Origin of the sequence: Bilophila sp. 4_1_30 (assembly GCF_000224655.1) — a bacterium.
Taxonomy (GTDB): domain Bacteria; phylum Desulfobacterota; class Desulfovibrionia; order Desulfovibrionales; family Desulfovibrionaceae; genus Bilophila; species Bilophila wadsworthia.
Map to the genome: position 1 here is coordinate 1,324,828 of NZ_JH114231.1, position 18,188 is coordinate 1,343,015.

Sequence of the window (18,188 nt, forward strand, 5' to 3'; positions counted from 1 at the left end):
GGGGAGGGGAGAAGGAAGCCCTTCTCCAGAAGGGTTCCTTCTCCCCTCCCCCGCTTCCCTTCCTCATCAGGAGCCACGCCATGAGCCGGAAACTTGCGGTCATCGCCATTGGGGGCAACTCCCTCATCAAGCACCGCGACAAGCAAAGCGTCGAAGACCAGTACCTCGCGCTGTGCGAGACGATGGAACACATCGCCGACGTCATCCAACAGGGCTGGCAGGTGCTGATTACCCACGGCAACGGTCCGCAGGTGGGCTTCATCATGCTGCGCTCGGAAATCGCCCGCGCGGTCGCGGGGATGCACATCGTCCCGCTGGTAAGCTGCGTCGCGGACACGCAAGGCGCCATCGGCTACCAGATTCAGCAATCGCTCGACAACGTGCTCAAGCGGCGCGGCCTTACGGACAAGACGGGACGGACGGTTTCGCTGGTCACACAGGTCCGCGTGGACATCGCCGATCCCGGTTTCAGCGATCCAGACAAGTTCGTGGGCGAATTCTACGCCGAGGATCAGCTCGCGGAGCTGCACCAACAGCATCCCGACTGGATACTCAAGCCGGACGCCAACCGCGGCTGGCGGCGCGTGGTCCCTTCGCCCAAGCCTTGCGAAATCATTGAACTGGACGCCATAAAGAACCTGCTCGACTCCGGGTTCAACGTCGTCGCCGTAGGCGGTGGGGGCATCCCGGTGGTCCGTATGCCCGAAGGGCTCTTCGGGGTGGACGCGGTCATAGACAAGGATCTCGCCTCGTCCCTGCTGGCGACGCAGCTCGGCGCGGACATGCTCGCCATCTCCACGGGCGTCGAAAGCGTCGCGCTCAACTATGGAACCCCTATGCAACGCCCGCTGCACAACGTCCCCGTCTCCGAAATGGAACGCTATCTCGCCGAGGGGCACTTCCCCGCCGGAAGCATGGGCCCCAAAATCAAGGCCGCCGTGGATTTCATCCGCAACGGCGGCTCGGAAGTCGTCATCACCAGTCCCGAATATCTCAACGCCGCGCTCACGAAGGGAGCGGGCACACATATTACCAAAGAGTAACAGGAGTACCTCATGGACAAGATCCGCATCCGCAAACTGATCAGCAGCCTCGCCAAGCGCGATTACCGCCGCATGTACATGAACGACTTCTTCCTGACGTGGGAGAAGACCGACGACGAAATCGCCGCGACCTTCCTTGTGGCGGAAATCCTGCGCGGCCTGCGGGAAGCCAACATCTCTTGCCGGATGTTCGATTCCGGGCTCGGCATCTCCCTGTTCCGCGACAACTCCACGCGTACCCGGTTCAGCTTCGCCAGCGCCTGCAACCTGCTCGGCCTTGAAGTGCAGGATCTCGACGAAGGCAAATCGCAGATTGCCCACGGCGAAACCGTGCGCGAAACCGCGAACATGATTTCCTTCATGGCCGACGTCATCGGCATACGCGACGACATGTACATCGGCAAGGGCAACGCCTACATGCACACGGTTTCCGAAGCGGTGCAGGAAGGCTACCGCGATGGCGTGCTGGAACAGCGGCCCACGCTGGTCAACCTCCAGTGCGACATCGACCACCCCACCCAGTGCATGGCTGACATGCTGCACATCATCAACCATTTCGGAGGATTGGAAAAGCTCAAGGGCAAGAAGATCGCCATGAGCTGGGCCTATTCGCCCTCCTACGGCAAACCCCTCTCCGTGCCGCAGGGCGTCATCGGCCTGATGACCCGTTTCGGCATGGACGTCGTGCTGGCGCATCCCGAAGGCTATGAAGTCATGGGCGGCGTCGAGGAAGTGGCCCGCCGCAACGCCGCCGCGACCGGCGGTTCGTTCGCGAGGACGAACGATATGGCCGAAGCCTTCGCGGGCGCGGACATCGTGTACCCCAAGAGCTGGGCGCCCTTCGCGGCCATGCAGCAGCGCACCGATCTCTACGGCGCGGGCGACATGGACGGCATCAAAAAGCTCGAAAAGGAACTGCTGGCCCAGAACGCCAACCATAAGGATTGGGAGTGCACTGAGGCGCTGATGGCCTCCACCCGCAATGGCGAAGCGCTGTACATGCACTGCCTGCCCGCCGATATTTCCGGCGTATCCTGCGCCGAGGGTGAAGTAGCCGCCAGCGTGTTCGACCGCTACCGCGTGCCGCTGTACAAGGAAGCCAGCTACAAGCCCTATATCATCGCCGCGATGATCACCCTCGCCCGCAAGCGCAACCCTGCGGATCTGCTCCTCGATCTGCTCGAAAAGGGCGGTCAGCGTTGCTTGTAAGGGAAGAATGAAGGCACGGGAGAGGGAACTTCTTGAAAAAGCCCCTCCCCCGGACCTGCCAGAGCGGCTCGCTCCCCTCCCGCAAAACTTTGACTGGCAGGGAGGCCGCGAACGGGAGTTCCGTTGTATGGAAAGAAACGTGGAAAGAACAATGAACAAGCTGTCACGGCGTCACAACCCGCCCCTGAAAAGTTTCACTTTGCGGAGTGCGGACAAAGCCGTATAAACCATAAGTAGAAAGAAAACTCCCGATGTGTCTCCTCCCCGCCAGTCAAAAGCCTTTGGAGAGGAGAGGGCGCGGGAAGGGAAGCGTTCTTCAGAAGGTTCCCCCCCGCACAATCCGGTGCCTTGCAGGAGAGATGCCATGATCGCGTTCAGACTCAACGGGCAGGCCACGACGTATGACGGCGATCCAGCCGTTTCGCTCCTTTCCTATCTCCGCAATGACCGCCACCTCACGGCGGCCAAGGACGGCTGCTCCGGTCAGGCGGCCTGCGGAGCCTGCCTTGTGGAACTGGACGGTAAGGCGTGCCTCGCCTGCTCCACCCCCATGAGCAAGGTAACCGACGGCGACGTTGTCACACTCGAAGGCCTGCCGGAAACGCTCAGGCGGACGCTCGGCATGGCGTTCGTCAACCGGGGAGCCGTGCAGTGCGGTTTCTGTACTCCCGGTTTCCTCATGCGGGCCAAGGTACTCCTGCAAACCAATCCAAACCCCACCCGGGAAGAAGTCGTCAAGGCCGTCCGCCCGCATCTGTGCCGCTGTACCGGCTACGTCAAGCTTGTGGACGCCATCCTCGATGCCGCAACATTATTACCGGAAGGGAACATTCCCGAACCCGACGACAACCCGCGCCTCGGATCGGGCTGGCCCAAGTACGGCGGCTACGAACGGGCTGTCGGAACCCGCCCCTTCGTCAACGACATTGACGCGCCCGGCATGGCGCACGGAGCCATCGTCTTCAGCGAGCATCCCCGGGCCCGCGTGCTTGCCATCCATACGGATGAAGCGGCGGACATGCCCGGCGTCGTCCGCATCCTGACCGCCGACGACATCCCCGGCGAGCGTGTGCTCGGCCTTTACGCCAAGGACTGGCCCGTCTATATCAAGGTTGGCGAAGTCACCCGTTACATCGGCGACGCGTTGGCCTGCGTGGTCGCGGAAACCGAGGCCGAAGCCCGTGCTGCGGCGGCCTGCGTCAAGGCCGATTATGAGATTCTGACGCCGCTCCTCGACATGGAGGAGGCTGAAACCTCGCCCATCCATATCCACGAAAACGGCAATATCCTGCTCGACAAGACCATCCGGCGCGGCGAGCCCGTGGACGAGGCATTGGCCCGCTGCGCCTTCACCGCCGAGGCCACATATCGGACTCAGGCCGTCGAGCACGCCTTCATCGAGCCCGAAGCGGCGCTGGCCGTTCCCGAAGCGGGCGGGGTACGCCTCTATGTCCAGTCGCAAGGTATCTGGCACGACAAGACCGATATAGCCGCCCTGCTCCATGTCCCCACGCCCAAGGTCACGGTCACGCTGGCCGACTCCGGCGGCGCGTTCGGCGGCAAGGAGGACTTCACCTGCCAGCCCCATGCCGCGCTCGCCGCGTATCTGCTCGGGCGTCCGGTCAAGGTTCGGCTCTCCCGGCCCGAATCCATCCGTATGCACCCCAAGCGCCACGGCATGAAGCTCCATTACGTCATCGGCTGCGACGAAAAGGGAATCCTGCAGGCCGCCAAGGTCCGTATCATCGCGGATACCGGCGCGTACGCCTCGGCGGGCGGCCCGGTCGTCACCCGCACCGGCACCCATGCCACCAGCGTCTATCACATCCCCTCCGTGGACGTGCATGTGAAGGCGGTATTCACGAATAACCTTCCGGCGGGCGCGTTCCGGGGGTTCGGGGTCAACCAGTCGAATTTCGCTATGGAATGCCTCATCGACGAGCTGTGCGAAAAGGGCGGCTTCGACCGCTGGCAATTTCGCTATGACAACGCCGTGGCCCCGGGCCGCATGGTCACCACCGGGCAGGTGCTCGGCGAAGGCACGGCCCTGCGCGAAACCCTGCTCGCGGTGCGCGACGCCTTCCGCAGCCACCCGCGGGCGGGCATCGCCTGCGCCATCAAGAATTCCGGCATCGGCAACGGCATCCCCGAGCCCTGCGATTGTTACCTTGAAGTGCACCCGGCCCCGGAACAGCCGGCGGGCGCGCGGCTCGTCCTGCATCATGGCTGGACGGAGATGGGACAGGGCATCAACACGGTAGCACGGCAGATGCTGTGCGAGGTGGCGGAACTCGGCCCTGATGTCGCCATCGACATGACCGCGTCCACCGAACACGGGGCTTTCGCAGGCAGCACCACCGCCAGCCGGGGCACGTTCCAGCTTGGGCACGCCGTGGTCAACGCCGCCCGGCAGCTTCGCGGCGATCTGGACAAGTACGGCGGACGCCTCGACCGTCTCGTGGGCCGTTTCTACAAGGGACATTACGACTCGGCAGGACAGACTTCCGGGCAGGGCGCGCCGGGTGAAATCCGCAACCACGTTTCCTACAGCTTTGCCACGCATGTGGTATTCATGGACGAGGAAGGCGGGATTGAAAAGATCATCGCCGCGCACGACTCGGGCCGCGTCGTCAACCGCCCGCTCTATGAAGGGCAGGTACAGGGCGGCGTGGTCATGGGCATGGGCTATGCCCTGACCGAAAGCATCCCGGTCAAGGACGGCTATCTGACCTCCGGCAGGCTCAACGCCTGCGGCCTGCTCCGCTCGGTGGACGTGCCGGAAATAGAGGTCATCGCCGTGGAAGTCCCCGATCCCGAGGGGCCGTGCGGGGCCAAGGGCATCGGGGAAATCGCCTGCATTCCCACCGCGCCCGCCATCGTCAACGCCCTGTATCTTGTGGACGGCGTGAGAAGGCGGGAACTGCCCGTGCGCAAGAAGAGGTAGCGCTTCCGACGGGCAAGGGGCTGCCGTCCCCTCCCTTGATTATCCATCATATCCCCTACTCCCAAAGGAGCCGACAATGAGCCTGTACCTGCGCAACGCCACATGGATCGACCCGGAAACATTCAAGGCGACGACCACGACGATCAAAGTTGAAGAAGGTCCGTTCGGCGGGATGGAGTTTGATGCCCACGCGCCTGTGGAGTGTCCGCCGGAAGACACCGTACTGGATTGCACGGGCCGCCTCGTCATGCCCTCCTTCGGCTGCGGGCACCACCATATCTACTCGGCCCTCGCACGCGGTATGCCTCCCGCACCCAAGACGCCGACCAACTTCCTTGAGGTGCTCGAATACGTCTGGTGGCGCATGGACAAAAAGCTCGACCACGACATGATCGAGGCCAGCGCCCTCGTTACCGGTCTATACTGTGCCAAGAACGGCGTAACCTTCGTCATCGATCACCATGCCTCGCCCTTCCATCTGGACGGCAGCCTCGAAACCATCGCCAAGGCGCTGGACCGCGTGGGCCTCGGACACCTGCTCTGCTATGAAATCTCCTGCCGCGACGGCGAGGGCATCAAGGAAAAGGGCCTTGCCGAAACCGACGCCTTCCTGTCCTCCGGGCGCAAGGGCCACGTCGGGCTGCACGCCTCCTTCACGGTGGACGACGACCTGCTTGGGCGCGCCGTGGATCTCGCCCGCAAGCACAAGACGGGCGTACACATCCATGTCGCCGAAGGCATCGAGGATCAGGAACACTGCGCCCGTACCTACGGCAAGAGCGTCGTGCGCCGCCTCTCGGACGCGGGCGTGCTTGATCTGCCTCTGTCCATCCTCGGGCATTGCGTCCATCTTGATGCGGAAGAGCGTGACCTTATCCGCACTTCGCCCTGCTGGGTCGTGCAGAACACCGAAAGCAACCTCAACAACAACGTCGGGCTCGGACGCTACAACGATTTCCCGCGCGTCATGCTCGGCACGGACGGTATGCACAGCGACATGATCCGCAGCGCGCAGTCCTCCTATTTCATCGCCGGGCTCGCCGAAGGCGGCATGTCTCCCCTGGCGGCCTACCAGCGCCTCCGCGCCGTACACGCGCACATCCAAGGCCACAATGCGCCGGGCGGCGGGGCGAACAATCTGGTCATCCTCAACTACGATTCCCCCACGCCGCTGACGCAGGACAACTTCCCCGGGCACTTCTGTTATGCCTTCGACGCCCGCAACGTGGAGTCCGTCATCAGCCAAGGCAGGCTCATCGTGGATCACGGCAGGCTCGCCAGCATGGATGAGGACGACATCCTCGCCTACGCCAACGAGCAGGCCCGCCGCCTCTGGGCCCTGCTGTAAACCATCAAAGGGAAACAGGCTCACCATGCGTATGCTTATTACCGGCGGACTGGTCGCACGCGCGGACGGCGTCTTCAACACGGACATCCTGATTGAAGACGACCGGATTCTGGAACTCGGCGAACGGCTGCACGAAACCCAGCAGCCTGAAGGAACGGAAATCGTGGATGTGTCCGGCTGCGTGGTCATGCCCGGCGGGATCGACGCCCATACCCACGTCAACCTGACGGCGGGCGGCGCGCACGTCTCCGACGGTTTCGAAGCCGGAACGCTGGCGGCGGCATGGGGCGGCACCACGACCATCGTGGAACACCCGGGCTTCGGCCCACAGGGATGCGATCTGCCCCATCAGCCCACCGCGTATCTGGAGCAGGCGGACGGCCGCTGCCACACGGACTATGCCTTGCACGGCGTGTTCCAACATGTGGACGACGACGTCCTTGCCCGGATTCCCGAGGTCGTGGCGCAGGGATTTCCCACGCTCAAGGCCTACACCACCTATGACGGCAGGCTGGATGACGAAGGGCTGCTGCAGGTTCTCGCCGCGCTCAGGGATGCGGGCGGCCTGCTCGCCGTCCATTGCGAAAACCACGCCATCACCCGTTTTCTGGGGGACAAACTGCGCCGCGAAGCGCCGCGCGATCCCATGAGCCATCCCCGGAGCCGCCCGGCCCGGTGCGAGGCCGAAGCCGTCAACCGGATTCTGAAGCTGGCGAAAACGGCGGAAGCCCCCGTGTACATCGTGCACCTGTCCACGGCGGAAGGTCTGGCCTGCATCCGCGAGGCGCAGAAGGCCGGGCAGCCGGTCATTGCCGAAACCTGCCCGCAGTACCTTCTGCTCGACGAGTCCGCCTATGCCGAACGGGACGGCCCCAAGTACATCATGGCCCCGCCCCTGCGGACGAAGGCGGATCGCGCCGCGCTCTGGGAGGGCCTCGCGGACGGCAGCATCTCGGTTGCCGCTACCGATCACTGTTCCTTCTCGCTGGCCCAGAAACGGGAACGCGGGAAGGAAAGCGTGCTGGATTGTCCCGGCGGCGTTCCCGGAGTCGAAACGCGCATCCCTCTGCTGTTCAGCGAAGGCGTGCTGCACGGGCGTCTGACGCTGCCGCGTTTCGTGGACGTGGTGTCCACGTCTCCGGCCCGGATCATGGGGCTGGCCTCCAAAGGACGCCTCGAACCCGGCGCGGACGCGGACATTGTGGTCATCGATCCCACGGATGAGCGGCTGATCAAAACCCGGAATCTTCATCAAAAGGTGGACTGCACCCCGTATGAGGGCATGGTCGTGCGCGGCTGGCCCCGCCATGTCTGGCTGCGCGGCGAACCTATCATTTTCGGCAGGCAGCTCTCCGGGTATGCAGGACAGGGAAGGTTCGTTCCAAGGACGCTGTAGAGTCATTTCAAAACGAAATGGCTCTCGCCACACGCAGGTGCGGGCGGCGCGCGAAAGCCCTTCTTTTCCGATGCCCATTCCTCTCCAGTTTCCACATACTTCCAAGGAGACACATACATGCATACCGATCGCTTCACACCGCTGGACGCCGCAACGCTGCTCCGCTGGATGCAGCACGACCTGCCGAACAAGCAGCTGTTCGGCATCGGCCGGGAGCTTTTCTTTATGCCGAAGCCTGATGATCCGTTCCGCATGGAACGCTACGGCAAGGTGCTGGAAACCCCTCTCGGCGTGGCCGCCGGTCCGCATACGCAGCTTGCCCAGAATATCCTGTCCGCGTGGCTGTGCGGCGCTCGGTATATCGAACTCAAGACAGTGCAGGTGCTCGACGAGCTGAACGTCGCCAAGCCCTGCATCGACATGGCCGACGAGGGCTACAATTGCGAATGGTCGCAGGAACTGAAGCTGGATCATTCCTTCGAGGAGTACCTCAAGGCTTTCGTGCTGCTGTATGTACTGCGCGACATGCTCAACCTGCCCGTGGAGGCCGCCCCCGGCAAGGGGCCCGGTTTCATCTTCAACATGAGCGCAGGATACAACCTTGAAGGCATCAAGAGTCCCGCCGTGCAGCGTTTCCTCGACCGTATGGAAAACGCGGAGGAAGACGTGAAGCGGATCAAGGCCGAGCTGGCCCAGCTCTACCCCGCCATCGAGAAGATGCCCATTCCGGCCCGCCTCTCCGATAACCTGACGGTCTCCACCATGCACGGCTGCCCGCCCGACGAAGTGGAAAGCATCGGCCGCTATTTCATCACCGAACGCAGGTACCACACGACCATCAAGCTGAACCCCACCCTGCTCGGCCCAGAACGCCTGCGCGACATTCTGAATACGCAGCTCGGCTATGACGTATGCGTTCCCGACGAAGCCTTCGGACATGACCTCAAATACAACGACGGCGTGGCCATCATCCGCAACCTCGCCGCAGCCGCAGAAACGGCGGGCGTGGCCTTCGGGCTCAAGCTGACCAACACGCTCGAAACCACAAACGAAAAGCAGAACCTGCCCCGCAGCGAAGGCATGGTGTACATGAGCGGCAGATCCCTGCACCCCATCAGCATCAACCTTGCCGAACGGTTGCAGCAGGAATTCGACGGGAAGCTGGACATCGCCTTCTCCGCCGGGGTGGATACGTTCAACGTGGCGGACACGTTGGCCTGTGGCCTCCGTCCGATCACCATGTCCTCCGACATCCTCAAGCCCGGCGGCTACGGGCGGCTGCACCAGTACCTCGACACGCTGCGCGCCGAAATGCGCAAGGCCGGGGCCCACACCATAGCCGAATGGGAAAAGAGCCGATCGCCGATCGCCGGCAATCCCGGTTTCGCCAACCTCGTCAGCTATGCGGCGGCTGTCCTCGGCAAGCACAGCCGCTACCACAAGGAACGGTTCCCCTACGTTTCGGTCAAGACAGAACGCCCGCTCCCGCGCTTCGACTGCGCCGCCGCGCCCTGCATGTCGGGCTGTCCGGCGGAACAGGACATCCCCCGGTATCTCGACGCCGTGGCCCGGGGCGATTTCGAGCTGGCGTGGCGGGTCATCACCGCCACCAACCCGTTCCCGAACGTTCAGGGCATGGCCTGCAACCATCAGTGCCAGAGCCGGTGTACCCGCATCAATTACGACAAGCCGCTCATGATCCGCGAGGTCAAGCGCTTCGTGGCCGAAAAAATGGCCGAAGCCGCTTCCGGCGTTCCCGCCGCCCAAACCGGGAAGCGCGCCGCCGTCATCGGGGCGGGCCCGGCCGGGCTGTCCTGCGCCCGCTTCCTCGCCGCACAGGGCGTGGAGGTGCACCTGTACGAAGAAAAGCCGGTGCTCGGCGGCATGGCGGGCGACGCGATCCCCGCGTTCCGCCTGACCGGAGACAGCCTGCGCCGCGACATCGACGCCATCCTCGAGCTGGGCGTGCGGCTCCATAAGGATACGCCCGTGGACGCCGCCCTGTTCGACACGCTGGCCGAGGAAAACGACGCCGTCTATATCGCGGTGGGCGCGCAGGAAAGCCTGCCCCTCGGTATCCCCGGCGAAGATGCCGCCGGAGTTCTGGATCAGCTTTCGTTCCTCTCCGCCGTACGCCGGTGCGAGCCCACGGGCATCGGCTCCCACGCCATCGTCATCGGGGCGGGGAATTCCGCAATGGACTGCGCCCGGGCCGCCAGACGACTCGTGGGGGAAGACGGCAGCGTGACCATCGCCTACCGCCGCACCCGCAAGGAAATGCCCGCTGACATCGAAGAAATCGAAGCCGCACTGGATGAAGGCGTTCGCATCGTGGAACTGTGCGCCCCTGAGGAAGTCCTTGCCGATGGAGGCCGCGTTTCCGGCCTGCGCTGCCGCCGGATGCGGCTGGTCCCCGATCCCGACGGCGGGCGTCCCCGCCCCGTTCCCACGGATGAGGCCTTCACACTGGACGCGGATACGCTCATCGTGTCCATCGGGCAGCGGGTGAAGGCCGGCTTTCTGCCCGACGCGATGACGCTTAAGGCCGATCCCCATACCAGCCAGACATCGCTGCCGAACGTGTTCGCGGGCGGTGACGCCGTGCGCGGCGCATCGACCCTGATCAACGCCGTGGCCGACGGACGCCATGCCGCCGAAACCATCCTTGCCCGCCTCGGCCTGTCCGCACAGGCGGCCACAGCCACGCCGTCCGACGAACGGAGGCCGGATCTCGACGGATTGCGCATCCGGCAGGCCACCCGCGTCATGGGCCCGGCCCTGCCGGAACGCAGCCCGGAAAACAGGCTGGATTTCGATCCCGCCATCCGTACCCTCACCGAAGAGGAGGCTATGGACGAATCCCGCCGTTGCCTCCAGTGCGACCTGGTCTGCAACGTCTGCACCACGGTCTGCCCCAACCGGGCCAACGTCGCCCTGCTCTCCCTGCCCATGCCGCATCCCGTGCAGGTTGCGGTACGCGACGGCAACGGCGTGCGCGTGGAAACGCTCTCCAACCGGCGGCTCGAACAAAGTTACCAGATAGTCAATATTGCCGACGCCTGTAACGAATGCGGCAACTGCGCCACCTTCTGCCCTTCGGCGGGTGCGCCGTACCGGGACAAGCCCCGTATCCACCTGTCCCGCGAATCCTTCGACAACGCCCCGGACGGCTACCGGCTCGCCAGTCCGGCCCGGCTGGAAGGCAAGCGCGGCGGCAAGGCCTTCTCGCTGGCTGCGGAAAAGAACGGCTTCGTCTTCGAAAGCGATGCCCTCATCGCCCATCTCGACGGCGGAACCCTCTGCGCCACCAAGGTTACGCTGAACGACGACGTCAAGGAGGCCGCCCTGTCCGGCGCGGTGGAGGCCGTCACCCTCTTCCGCCTGTTGGCCCGCAAGCAGCCTTTCGCCGGGCCGAAGCACAAATAGGCTCCTCCACAGGCCCGCGGCATCCGGGGCTCCGCTCCTCCCCCCGGATGCTGCGGGTTCTTCCGCATCATGGAACCCCGTCACCCGCAACCCCCTTGCTCCAGCACTGCACCGGCTAAAAAATCCACCCGGCACAAAGAAAATTTTATAGATTCAATAATATGTTTTTATTGATTTTTCTTGTTTCTACAACGAACACGCTATGAAATAGCCGAGAATGCTGCCGACCGGAACCCAAGGTCTAGTTGTGTCATCATGCCACTGCGTATATAGTTCGGGGAAAACCCCTTCTTCGGGCAGCAGGAGTTGCAGCATGTACCAATACCAACAGTTCGCCATTCTTCTCCGCGGCGGCGGGGACATCGCCACGGGCATCGCGCTCAGGCTCTATCGTTCCGGCTTCCGGCGCCTGATCATTCTGGAAACGGCGCATCCAATGGCCGTAAGGCGCAGGGTGGCCTTTTCCGAAGCAGTCTATGAGGGCCTTTGCACGGTGGAAGGCATTACGGCGGCCCTCGCTCCCCGGCCCGAAGAAATCGCCCCGCTCTGGGACGCCGGCTGCATCCCGGTCATGGTCGATCCGCAGGGCGTCAGCATCCCCCGCCTCCGCCCCGAAGTCATCATTGAAGCCACGCTCGCCAAACGGAACGTCGGCGTCGGCATCACCGATGCGCCTCTCGTCATCGGCGTGGGGCCCGGCTTCACCGTGGGCGAAAATGTCCACTGCATCGTCGAAACCAACCGGGGGCACAACCTCGGACGGGTCCTCTACGCAGGCAGCGCGGAGCCCGATACCGGCATTCCCGGCGACATCGTGGGCATGACCACCGAGCGTGTGCTGCGCGCTCCGCAGACCGGCATTTTTCTCAGCCGCCACGACATCGGCGACCACGTCAAAGCCGGCGATATCGTCGCCACCGTTGAGGCCAACGGCGTATCCAAGGAAATCCGCACTGTTATCAGCGGCGTTATCCGTGGCCTTTTGCGCTCGGGAACGCCCGTTACGGATCGGATCAAAGTCGGCGACGTGGATCCGCGCGACAACACGGCTTGCCACCACGTCTCGGACAAGGCCTTTGCCATCGGCGGCGGCATACTGGAAGCCATCCTCGGACGCTTCAACCGCCCCTGCTACATCCGCAGGGGCATCCTCCACTGCCCTGTGGACAAGAACGTGCCCACAGCGTAAACAACGCCACAAGCGAACCATTTCACACCAGAAGAACAGGAGAAGCGGCATGGCAATCGGACAATCCAAACAACGGCTGGATGCCGAAGCCAAAGTGACGGGGCGGGCCCGGTATACCGACGATATGGGCCTGCCGGGTATGCGGCACGCCGCCTATGTGCACAGCACCATCGCCCACGGTATGGTCCTTTCCATCGATGCCTCTGAAGCGCTGGCCCTGCCCGGCGTCGAGGCCGTCTTCACCGCCGATGACGTGCCGGGCTTCCTCTTCCCCACAGCCGGACATCCCTACTCCATGGACCCGTCGCATGGAGACGTGGCCGACCGCCTTCTGCTGACCAAGCACGTCCGCTATTACGGCGACGAAGTGGCCGTGGTCGTGGCCCGCGACGGCCTCACCGCCCGCAAGGCCGCCCATCTGGTCAAAGTCGAATATGAACCCCTTCCGGTCATGACCTCGGCGGAAACGGCGCTGGCTCCCGGTGCGCCCGTGCTCCAGCCCTCAGTGAATCCCGACGGCAACCTGCTCAAGCAGCACACCCTCGAATGCAACGGCACGCTCGACGAGGCCCTTGCGGCCGCCGACGTGGTGGTTGAGGGCGCCTACCGCACGCCGACCATGCAGCATTGCCATCTGGAAAACCAGACGGCCTACGCCTACATGGACGACATGCGGCATATCGTGATCGTCAGCTCCACGCAGATCCCGCACATCTGCCGCCGCGTGGTCGGACAGGCGCTCGGCATCCCGTGGTCGTCCGTCCGGGTCATCAAGCCCTACATCGGCGGCGGGTTCGGCAACAAACAGGATGTGGTGCTGGAGCCCATCGTGGCCTTCCTGACCATGAAGCTCGACGGCGCGCCCGTGAGCATGGAATTGACCCGCGAGGAATGTATGCTCTGCACCCGCGTGCGCCACGCCTTTGCCATGACGGCGCGGGCCGGGGCCACAAAGGACGGCAAGCTCCTCGGCTACGGCCTCGACGTGCTCTCCAACACCGGGGCCTACGCCTCGCACGGGCACTCCATCGCGGCGGCGGGCGGTTCCAAGGTCTGCTACGTCTACCCGCACGCCACGTACCGTTTTTCAGCCAAGACCTTTTACAGCAATATTCCCGTAGGAGGGGCCTGCCGGGGCTACGGCTCTCCCCAGACCGCCTATGCCATCGAATGCCTCATGGACGATACGGCCCGCGCGCTCGGCATGGACCCGCTGGATTTCCGCCTGAAGAACACCGGGCGCAACGGCGACATATCTCCGCTCAACGGCAAGCCGGTCGCCACGCTCGGCATCAGCGACTGCCTTGAGGAAGGCCGTGAAAGGTTCCGGTGGGACGAACGCAAGGCCGCCTGCAAAGCCTTCAATGAAGAAGCCGTCCGCACGGGCAGGCCGTTGCGGCGCGGGGTCGGCGTGTCCGCGTTCAGCTATGGTTCGGGGACCTATCCCGCCAATGTGGAACCGGGCAGCGCCCGCCTCATCCTGAATCAGGACGGCACGGTGAACCTCATGACCGGGGCGACGGAAATCGGACAGGGCGCGGACACCGCCTTTGCCCAGATGGTTTCGGAAACGCTCGGCGTCGCTTATGAAAACATCCACGTCATCTCCACGCAGGACACGGACATCACGCCGTGGGATCCCGGGGCCTACGCCTCCCGCCAGACCTACACCTGCGCCCCCGCCGTGCACGCCGTCGCGGACGAGCTGCGCCGGAAGCTCCTCGGCTATGCCGCCGAAATGACCGGACACACGCCCGCCGCCCTGACCATCGCGCCGACCGCGCAGGGCGATGCCGTGGTCTTTGTCCGCAATGCCGAAAGCGTCGTGGTCACGCTGCACGATTTGGCGATGGATTCTTTCTACAACAAGGATCGCGGCGGACAGCTCTCCGCAGAGGCATCCTTCAAGACGCGCCAGAATCCCCCCTCCTTCGGCGGCTGCTTTGCCGAAGTGGAAGTGGACATCGAGCTGTGCAAGGTCCGCATCACGCACATCCTGAACGTGCACGACGCCGGGGTGATCATCAATCCCGCGCTCGCCACGGGGCAGGTGCACGGCGGCATGGGCATGGGCATCGGCTGGGCGCTCTATGAGGAACTGCTCGTCGATCCCGCCACCGGACGCGTGCACAACAACAACCTGCTGGACTACAAATTCCCCACAACCTGCGACATTCCGGATCTGGACTGCGCGTTTGTGGAAACGCAGGAACCCTCAGGCGTATACGGCAACAAGTCGCTCGGCGAGCCGCCGCTCATCAGTCCGGCCCCAGCGCTCCGCAACGCCGTCCTCGACGCGACCGGCGTCGCCGTCAACGCCATCCCCATGACGCCGAAGCTGCTGTTCGAGGAATTCGTGAAGGCTGGATTGGTCAAGGGATAGAAAACTATCGGGGGGGGGAGAATGCCCCGCTTGTCCCCTTTATGGGGATTCCGCAAAAAGGGGCCTTTTCCCCTCCCCTCATCCACCAAAGATTTTCGTATGCGGGCTTCAGGGCGGCGATGAAATGATGGGCCGACCGGAAAACAAACCCCGAGCAACATTTGAGCGAAGACGGTTCATTTGAAAAAAAGAGGATAGGGCTTTTTCCCGGCATATCCTTCCCTGAACTCCTTCCGTGTCCCCTCCCCGCCAGTCGACGTTTTGCGGGAGGGGGTCCGGGGGAGGGAGCTTTTTTGAAAAAGCCCTCTCCCCCGGGTATCCTCAACCCAAAGGATCACCCATGTTCGACATACAATCCTACCAAAAAGCGGAGTCCGTGAGCGACGCTATCCGGCTGCTCGGAGAAGATCCCGAAGCCCGCCTCATCGCGGGCGGCACGGACGTGCTCATCAAGCTGCGGGAATTCGAAGGCTTCTCCCGGCTCGTGGATATCCATGACCTGCCCGAACTGAAACCCATCACCCGCGAGGCGGACGGCACCGTGCGCGTGGGCTCGGGGGCCAGCTTTACCGATCTCGAGGAATCCCCCATCATCCGCGAATGCATCCCCATGCTCGGGGAATCCGCCGCCAGCGTCGCCGGGCCGCAGATCCGCAACATGGGCACCATCGGCGGCAACCTCTGCAACGGGGCCGTCTCGGCGGACACCTGCGCACCCGTCCTCGCCCTGAACGGCTACCTCAATATCAGAGGAGCGGAGGGAGAACGGACCATCCCCGCCCTCGGCTTCCATACCGGGCCCGGCAGGGTCGCCCTCAAGCGGGATGAAGTGCTCCTTTCCGTGGAGTTCCGGCCTGAAGACTGGCTGGGCTGGGGCGCGGCGTACCACAAATACGCCATGCGCGAAGCCATGGACATCGCCACCATCGGCTGCGCGGCGGCCGTCAGACTTGACGGGACGGTCATTTCGGGCATCCGGCTGGCCTATTCCGTATCCGCGCCGATCCCGGTGCGCTGCCCCAGCGCCGAAGCCGCCGCTCTGGGCCGCTCCGCGACGCCCGAAGATCTGCCCGCCACCCTCGACGCGATCAGCGCCGCCGTGGAAGCGGACGTGCAGCCCAGAACCTCGTGGCGCGCCAACCGGGATTTCCGTATGCACATCATCCGCACGCTAGCGGAACGCGTCATTGCCCGGTGCGTCGTCCGCGCCGTCGAACTTCAGGAGGCCGCCTCATGCTGAAAACCATACGCTGCACCGTCAACGGCAAGGCACGGGAACTTTCCTTTGACGTCCGCGCCTCGCTGCTCGAAGTCCTGCGCGCCGAAGGCCTGACCAGCTCCAAACAAGGCTGCGGCGTGGGCGAATGCGGCGCGTGCACCGTGCTCGTCGACAATACCCCTGTGGATTCCTGTATTTTTCTTGCTGTCTGGGCGGACGGCAAAACGATCCGCACCGCCGAGGGCGAAGCCAAGGGCAACCGGCTTTCCCGCGTCCAGCAAGCCTATGTGGACGCCGGGGCCGTCCAGTGCGGCTTCTGCACGCCCGGCCTCGTCATGAGCAGTACGGCCTTCATCGAAAAACACAAAGGCCAGTCCGTTACCCGCGAGGAAATCCGCCGAGGGCACGCCGGGAACCTCTGCCGCTGCACGGGCTACGACGCCATCATCGCCGCCGTGGAAAGCTGCCTCAACGACACGCCGCCGCAAAACACCTGTGCCTGTCTCCGCAAGCCGGACGGGCCATGCCACCATCATCAAAGCTGAGCAAAATCAGCCGTGTTTTTCAGCAGACTTGCCCTGTCCATGATTCCCATGTACAGGGGTTGTCTGTTTTAGGGGGAATCATCCGAAACCATTCAACCACCGGGGAACGCCCATGGCCCAGACAAAAGGCATACTGGAACGGGTTTTCAAGCTGAGCGAAAAAGGAACGACCGTCAAAACGGAAATCCTCGCCGGCCTGACCACCTTCGTCGCTATGGCTTACATCATTTTCGTCAATCCGAGCATCCTCGCGGACGCGGGTATCCCCAAGGAAGCCGCCATTGCCGCAACCGTCTGGTCCGCGGTCATCGGCAGCGCCGCCATGGGCCTCTGGGCCAATTTCCCTGTGGCCGTGGCTCCCGGCATGGGGTTGAACGCCTTCTTCGCCTACTACGTCTGCGGCGTCCTCGGCCTGCACTGGACCGTGGCCCTCGGTGCGGTGTTCTTCTCCGGCATCGTGTTCCTGCTGCTGACGGTTACGCACGTCCGCCAGCTGCTCATTGATGCCGTGCCCATGAACCTCAAGTATGCCATCGTCGTCGGCATCGGCATGTTCATCGCCTTCATCGGGCTCCAGAACGCGGGCATCGTGGTAAAGAACGACGCTACAGTGGTCGCCCTCGGCCATGTCACCCAACCCGGCCCGCTGCTGGCCTGTTGCGGCCTCATGCTCACGGCGGGGCTCATGGCCCGTAACGTCCAGGGGAGCCTGCTCATCGGCATCCTTGTGACCGCCGTGCTCGGCATGGTATTCGGCGTATCCCCGGCCCCTTCCGGGATCGACAGCGTTATGAGTTTCTCCCTCCCGAGCCTCGCCCCCACGTTCATGCAGCTCGACATCATGGGCGCGCTCAAGTACGGCATCATTTCGATCATCTTCACCTTCACCATCGTCGAGCTGTTCGACAACATGGGGACGCTCATCGGCCTCTCCCGCAAAGCCCGGCTGATGGATGACAAGGGCCACATCGAGAACCTCGACAAGGCGCTGGTCACCGACTCCGTCGGTACGGTGGTCAGCAGCTTCCTCGGTACGTCCACCGTCACCAGCTACGTGGAAAGCGCCGCGGGCATTTCGCAGGGCGGCCGCACCGGCCTGACCGCGTTGACCGTGGCGGTCCTGTTCGCCGCCTCTCTGGTGTTCGCCCCGCTCATCGGCCTTGTGCCCGCTTTCGCCACGGCCCCGGCGCTGCTCATCGTGGGCGCGCTTATGATGATGGAAGTGATGAACATCGACTTCAACGACTTTACCGAAGGCTTCCCGGCCTTCATGACCATCATCATGATGCCGCTGACCTACAGCATCGCCAGCGGTTTCGGGTTCGGCTTCGTCAGCTACGCCGCCGTGAAGCTCCTTTCCGGCCGTGCCCGCGAAGTGAGCCTCTTCATGTGGATCATCACCGCCATGTTCGTCATCAACTTCGCCATGCGGAGTTAGGGACAAAAGGGATATTGGAGAGGGGGAGGGGGAAACTTTCTGGAGAAA

At 63.6% G+C, this 18,188-nt stretch carries 11 protein-coding genes; all 11 read left to right on the plus strand.

All coding sequences use genetic code 11. From position 1 onward, the window contains the following. The first annotated feature begins 80 nt into the window (after window positions 1-80). The 11 genes from HMPREF0178_RS05955 (at window position 81) to HMPREF0178_RS06005 (ending at window position 18,140) form a co-directional block, all read left to right on the plus strand. Complete coding sequence (locus tag HMPREF0178_RS05955; RefSeq protein ID WP_005028783.1) at window positions 81-1,043, plus strand: carbamate kinase; 963 nt, start codon at window positions 81-83, stop codon at window positions 1,041-1,043. Window positions 1,044-1,055: 12 nt separating this feature from the next. Further along, on the plus strand, window positions 1,056-2,252 hold the full coding sequence (gene ygeW / locus HMPREF0178_RS05960) for a knotted carbamoyltransferase YgeW (RefSeq protein ID WP_009379869.1): 1,197 nt from the start codon (window positions 1,056-1,058) through the stop codon (window positions 2,250-2,252). A 364-nt stretch (window positions 2,253-2,616) separates the two neighbouring features. Then, on the plus strand, window positions 2,617-5,196 hold the full coding sequence (gene xdh, locus HMPREF0178_RS05965; protein WP_009379870.1) for a selenium-dependent xanthine dehydrogenase: 2,580 nt from the start codon (window positions 2,617-2,619) through the stop codon (window positions 5,194-5,196). Window positions 5,197-5,272: 76 nt separating this feature from the next. Continuing rightward, window positions 5,273-6,544: an amidohydrolase family protein gene (locus HMPREF0178_RS05970; protein WP_009379871.1), complete on the plus strand. Its 1,272-nt coding sequence runs from the start codon at window positions 5,273-5,275 to the stop codon at window positions 6,542-6,544. 25 nt (window positions 6,545-6,569) lie between these two features. Further along, complete coding sequence (hydA, locus tag HMPREF0178_RS05975) at window positions 6,570-7,940, plus strand: dihydropyrimidinase (protein ID WP_009379872.1); 1,371 nt, start codon at window positions 6,570-6,572, stop codon at window positions 7,938-7,940. Window positions 7,941-8,057: 117 nt separating this feature from the next. Next, a complete protein-coding gene (ygfK, locus tag HMPREF0178_RS05980) occupies window positions 8,058-11,366 on the plus strand; it encodes a putative selenate reductase subunit YgfK (RefSeq protein ID WP_009379873.1) in 3,309 nt (1,102 codons plus the stop codon). 313 nt (window positions 11,367-11,679) lie between these two features. Continuing rightward, the gene (yqeB, locus tag HMPREF0178_RS05985) at window positions 11,680-12,555 is read left to right on the plus strand and encodes a selenium-dependent molybdenum cofactor biosynthesis protein YqeB (protein WP_009379874.1); all 876 of its coding nucleotides are present in this window, start codon (window positions 11,680-11,682) and stop codon (window positions 12,553-12,555) included. 49 nt (window positions 12,556-12,604) lie between these two features. Beyond that, complete coding sequence (xdhA, locus tag HMPREF0178_RS05990) at window positions 12,605-14,938, plus strand: xanthine dehydrogenase subunit XdhA (protein ID WP_009379875.1); 2,334 nt, start codon at window positions 12,605-12,607, stop codon at window positions 14,936-14,938. 340 nt (window positions 14,939-15,278) lie between these two features. After that, window positions 15,279-16,178 (plus strand): xanthine dehydrogenase subunit XdhB, encoded by a 900-nt coding sequence (gene xdhB / locus HMPREF0178_RS05995; RefSeq protein ID WP_009379876.1) that lies wholly within the window; start codon window positions 15,279-15,281, stop codon window positions 16,176-16,178. Continuing rightward, window positions 16,172-16,702, plus strand: coding sequence for a xanthine dehydrogenase iron sulfur-binding subunit XdhC (gene xdhC / locus HMPREF0178_RS06000; protein ID WP_009379877.1), 531 nt, complete (start codon window positions 16,172-16,174; stop codon window positions 16,700-16,702). The genes xdhB and xdhC overlap by 7 nt, the downstream gene beginning before the upstream one ends. A 112-nt stretch (window positions 16,703-16,814) precedes the next feature. Continuing rightward, window positions 16,815-18,140, plus strand: a complete 1,326-nt coding sequence (locus tag HMPREF0178_RS06005; protein ID WP_009379878.1) for an NCS2 family permease — start codon at window positions 16,815-16,817, stop codon at window positions 18,138-18,140. Window positions 18,141-18,188 lie beyond the last annotated feature (48 nt).

Excerpts from the sequence above, each read along its gene's own strand:
- yqeB (WP_009379874.1), top strand. The coding sequence starts at position 11,680 with ATGTACCAATACCAACAGTTCGCCATTCTTCTCCGCGGCGGCGGGGAC.
- HMPREF0178_RS05970 (WP_009379871.1), top strand. The coding sequence starts at position 5,273 with ATGAGCCTGTACCTGCGCAACGCCACATGGATCGACCCGGAAACATTC.
- HMPREF0178_RS05955 (WP_005028783.1), top strand. The coding sequence starts at position 81 with ATGAGCCGGAAACTTGCGGTCATCGCCATTGGGGGCAACTCCCTCATC.
- xdhB (WP_009379876.1), top strand. The coding sequence starts at position 15,279 with ATGTTCGACATACAATCCTACCAAAAAGCGGAGTCCGTGAGCGACGCT.
- ygfK (WP_009379873.1), top strand. The coding sequence starts at position 8,058 with ATGCATACCGATCGCTTCACACCGCTGGACGCCGCAACGCTGCTCCGC.
- hydA (WP_009379872.1), top strand. The coding sequence starts at position 6,570 with ATGCGTATGCTTATTACCGGCGGACTGGTCGCACGCGCGGACGGCGTC.
- xdh (WP_009379870.1), top strand. The coding sequence starts at position 2,617 with ATGATCGCGTTCAGACTCAACGGGCAGGCCACGACGTATGACGGCGAT.
- xdhC (WP_009379877.1), top strand. The coding sequence starts at position 16,172 with ATGCTGAAAACCATACGCTGCACCGTCAACGGCAAGGCACGGGAACTT.
- xdhA (WP_009379875.1), top strand. The coding sequence starts at position 12,605 with ATGGCAATCGGACAATCCAAACAACGGCTGGATGCCGAAGCCAAAGTG.
- HMPREF0178_RS06005 (WP_009379878.1), top strand. The coding sequence starts at position 16,815 with ATGGCCCAGACAAAAGGCATACTGGAACGGGTTTTCAAGCTGAGCGAA.
- ygeW (WP_009379869.1), top strand. The coding sequence starts at position 1,056 with ATGGACAAGATCCGCATCCGCAAACTGATCAGCAGCCTCGCCAAGCGC.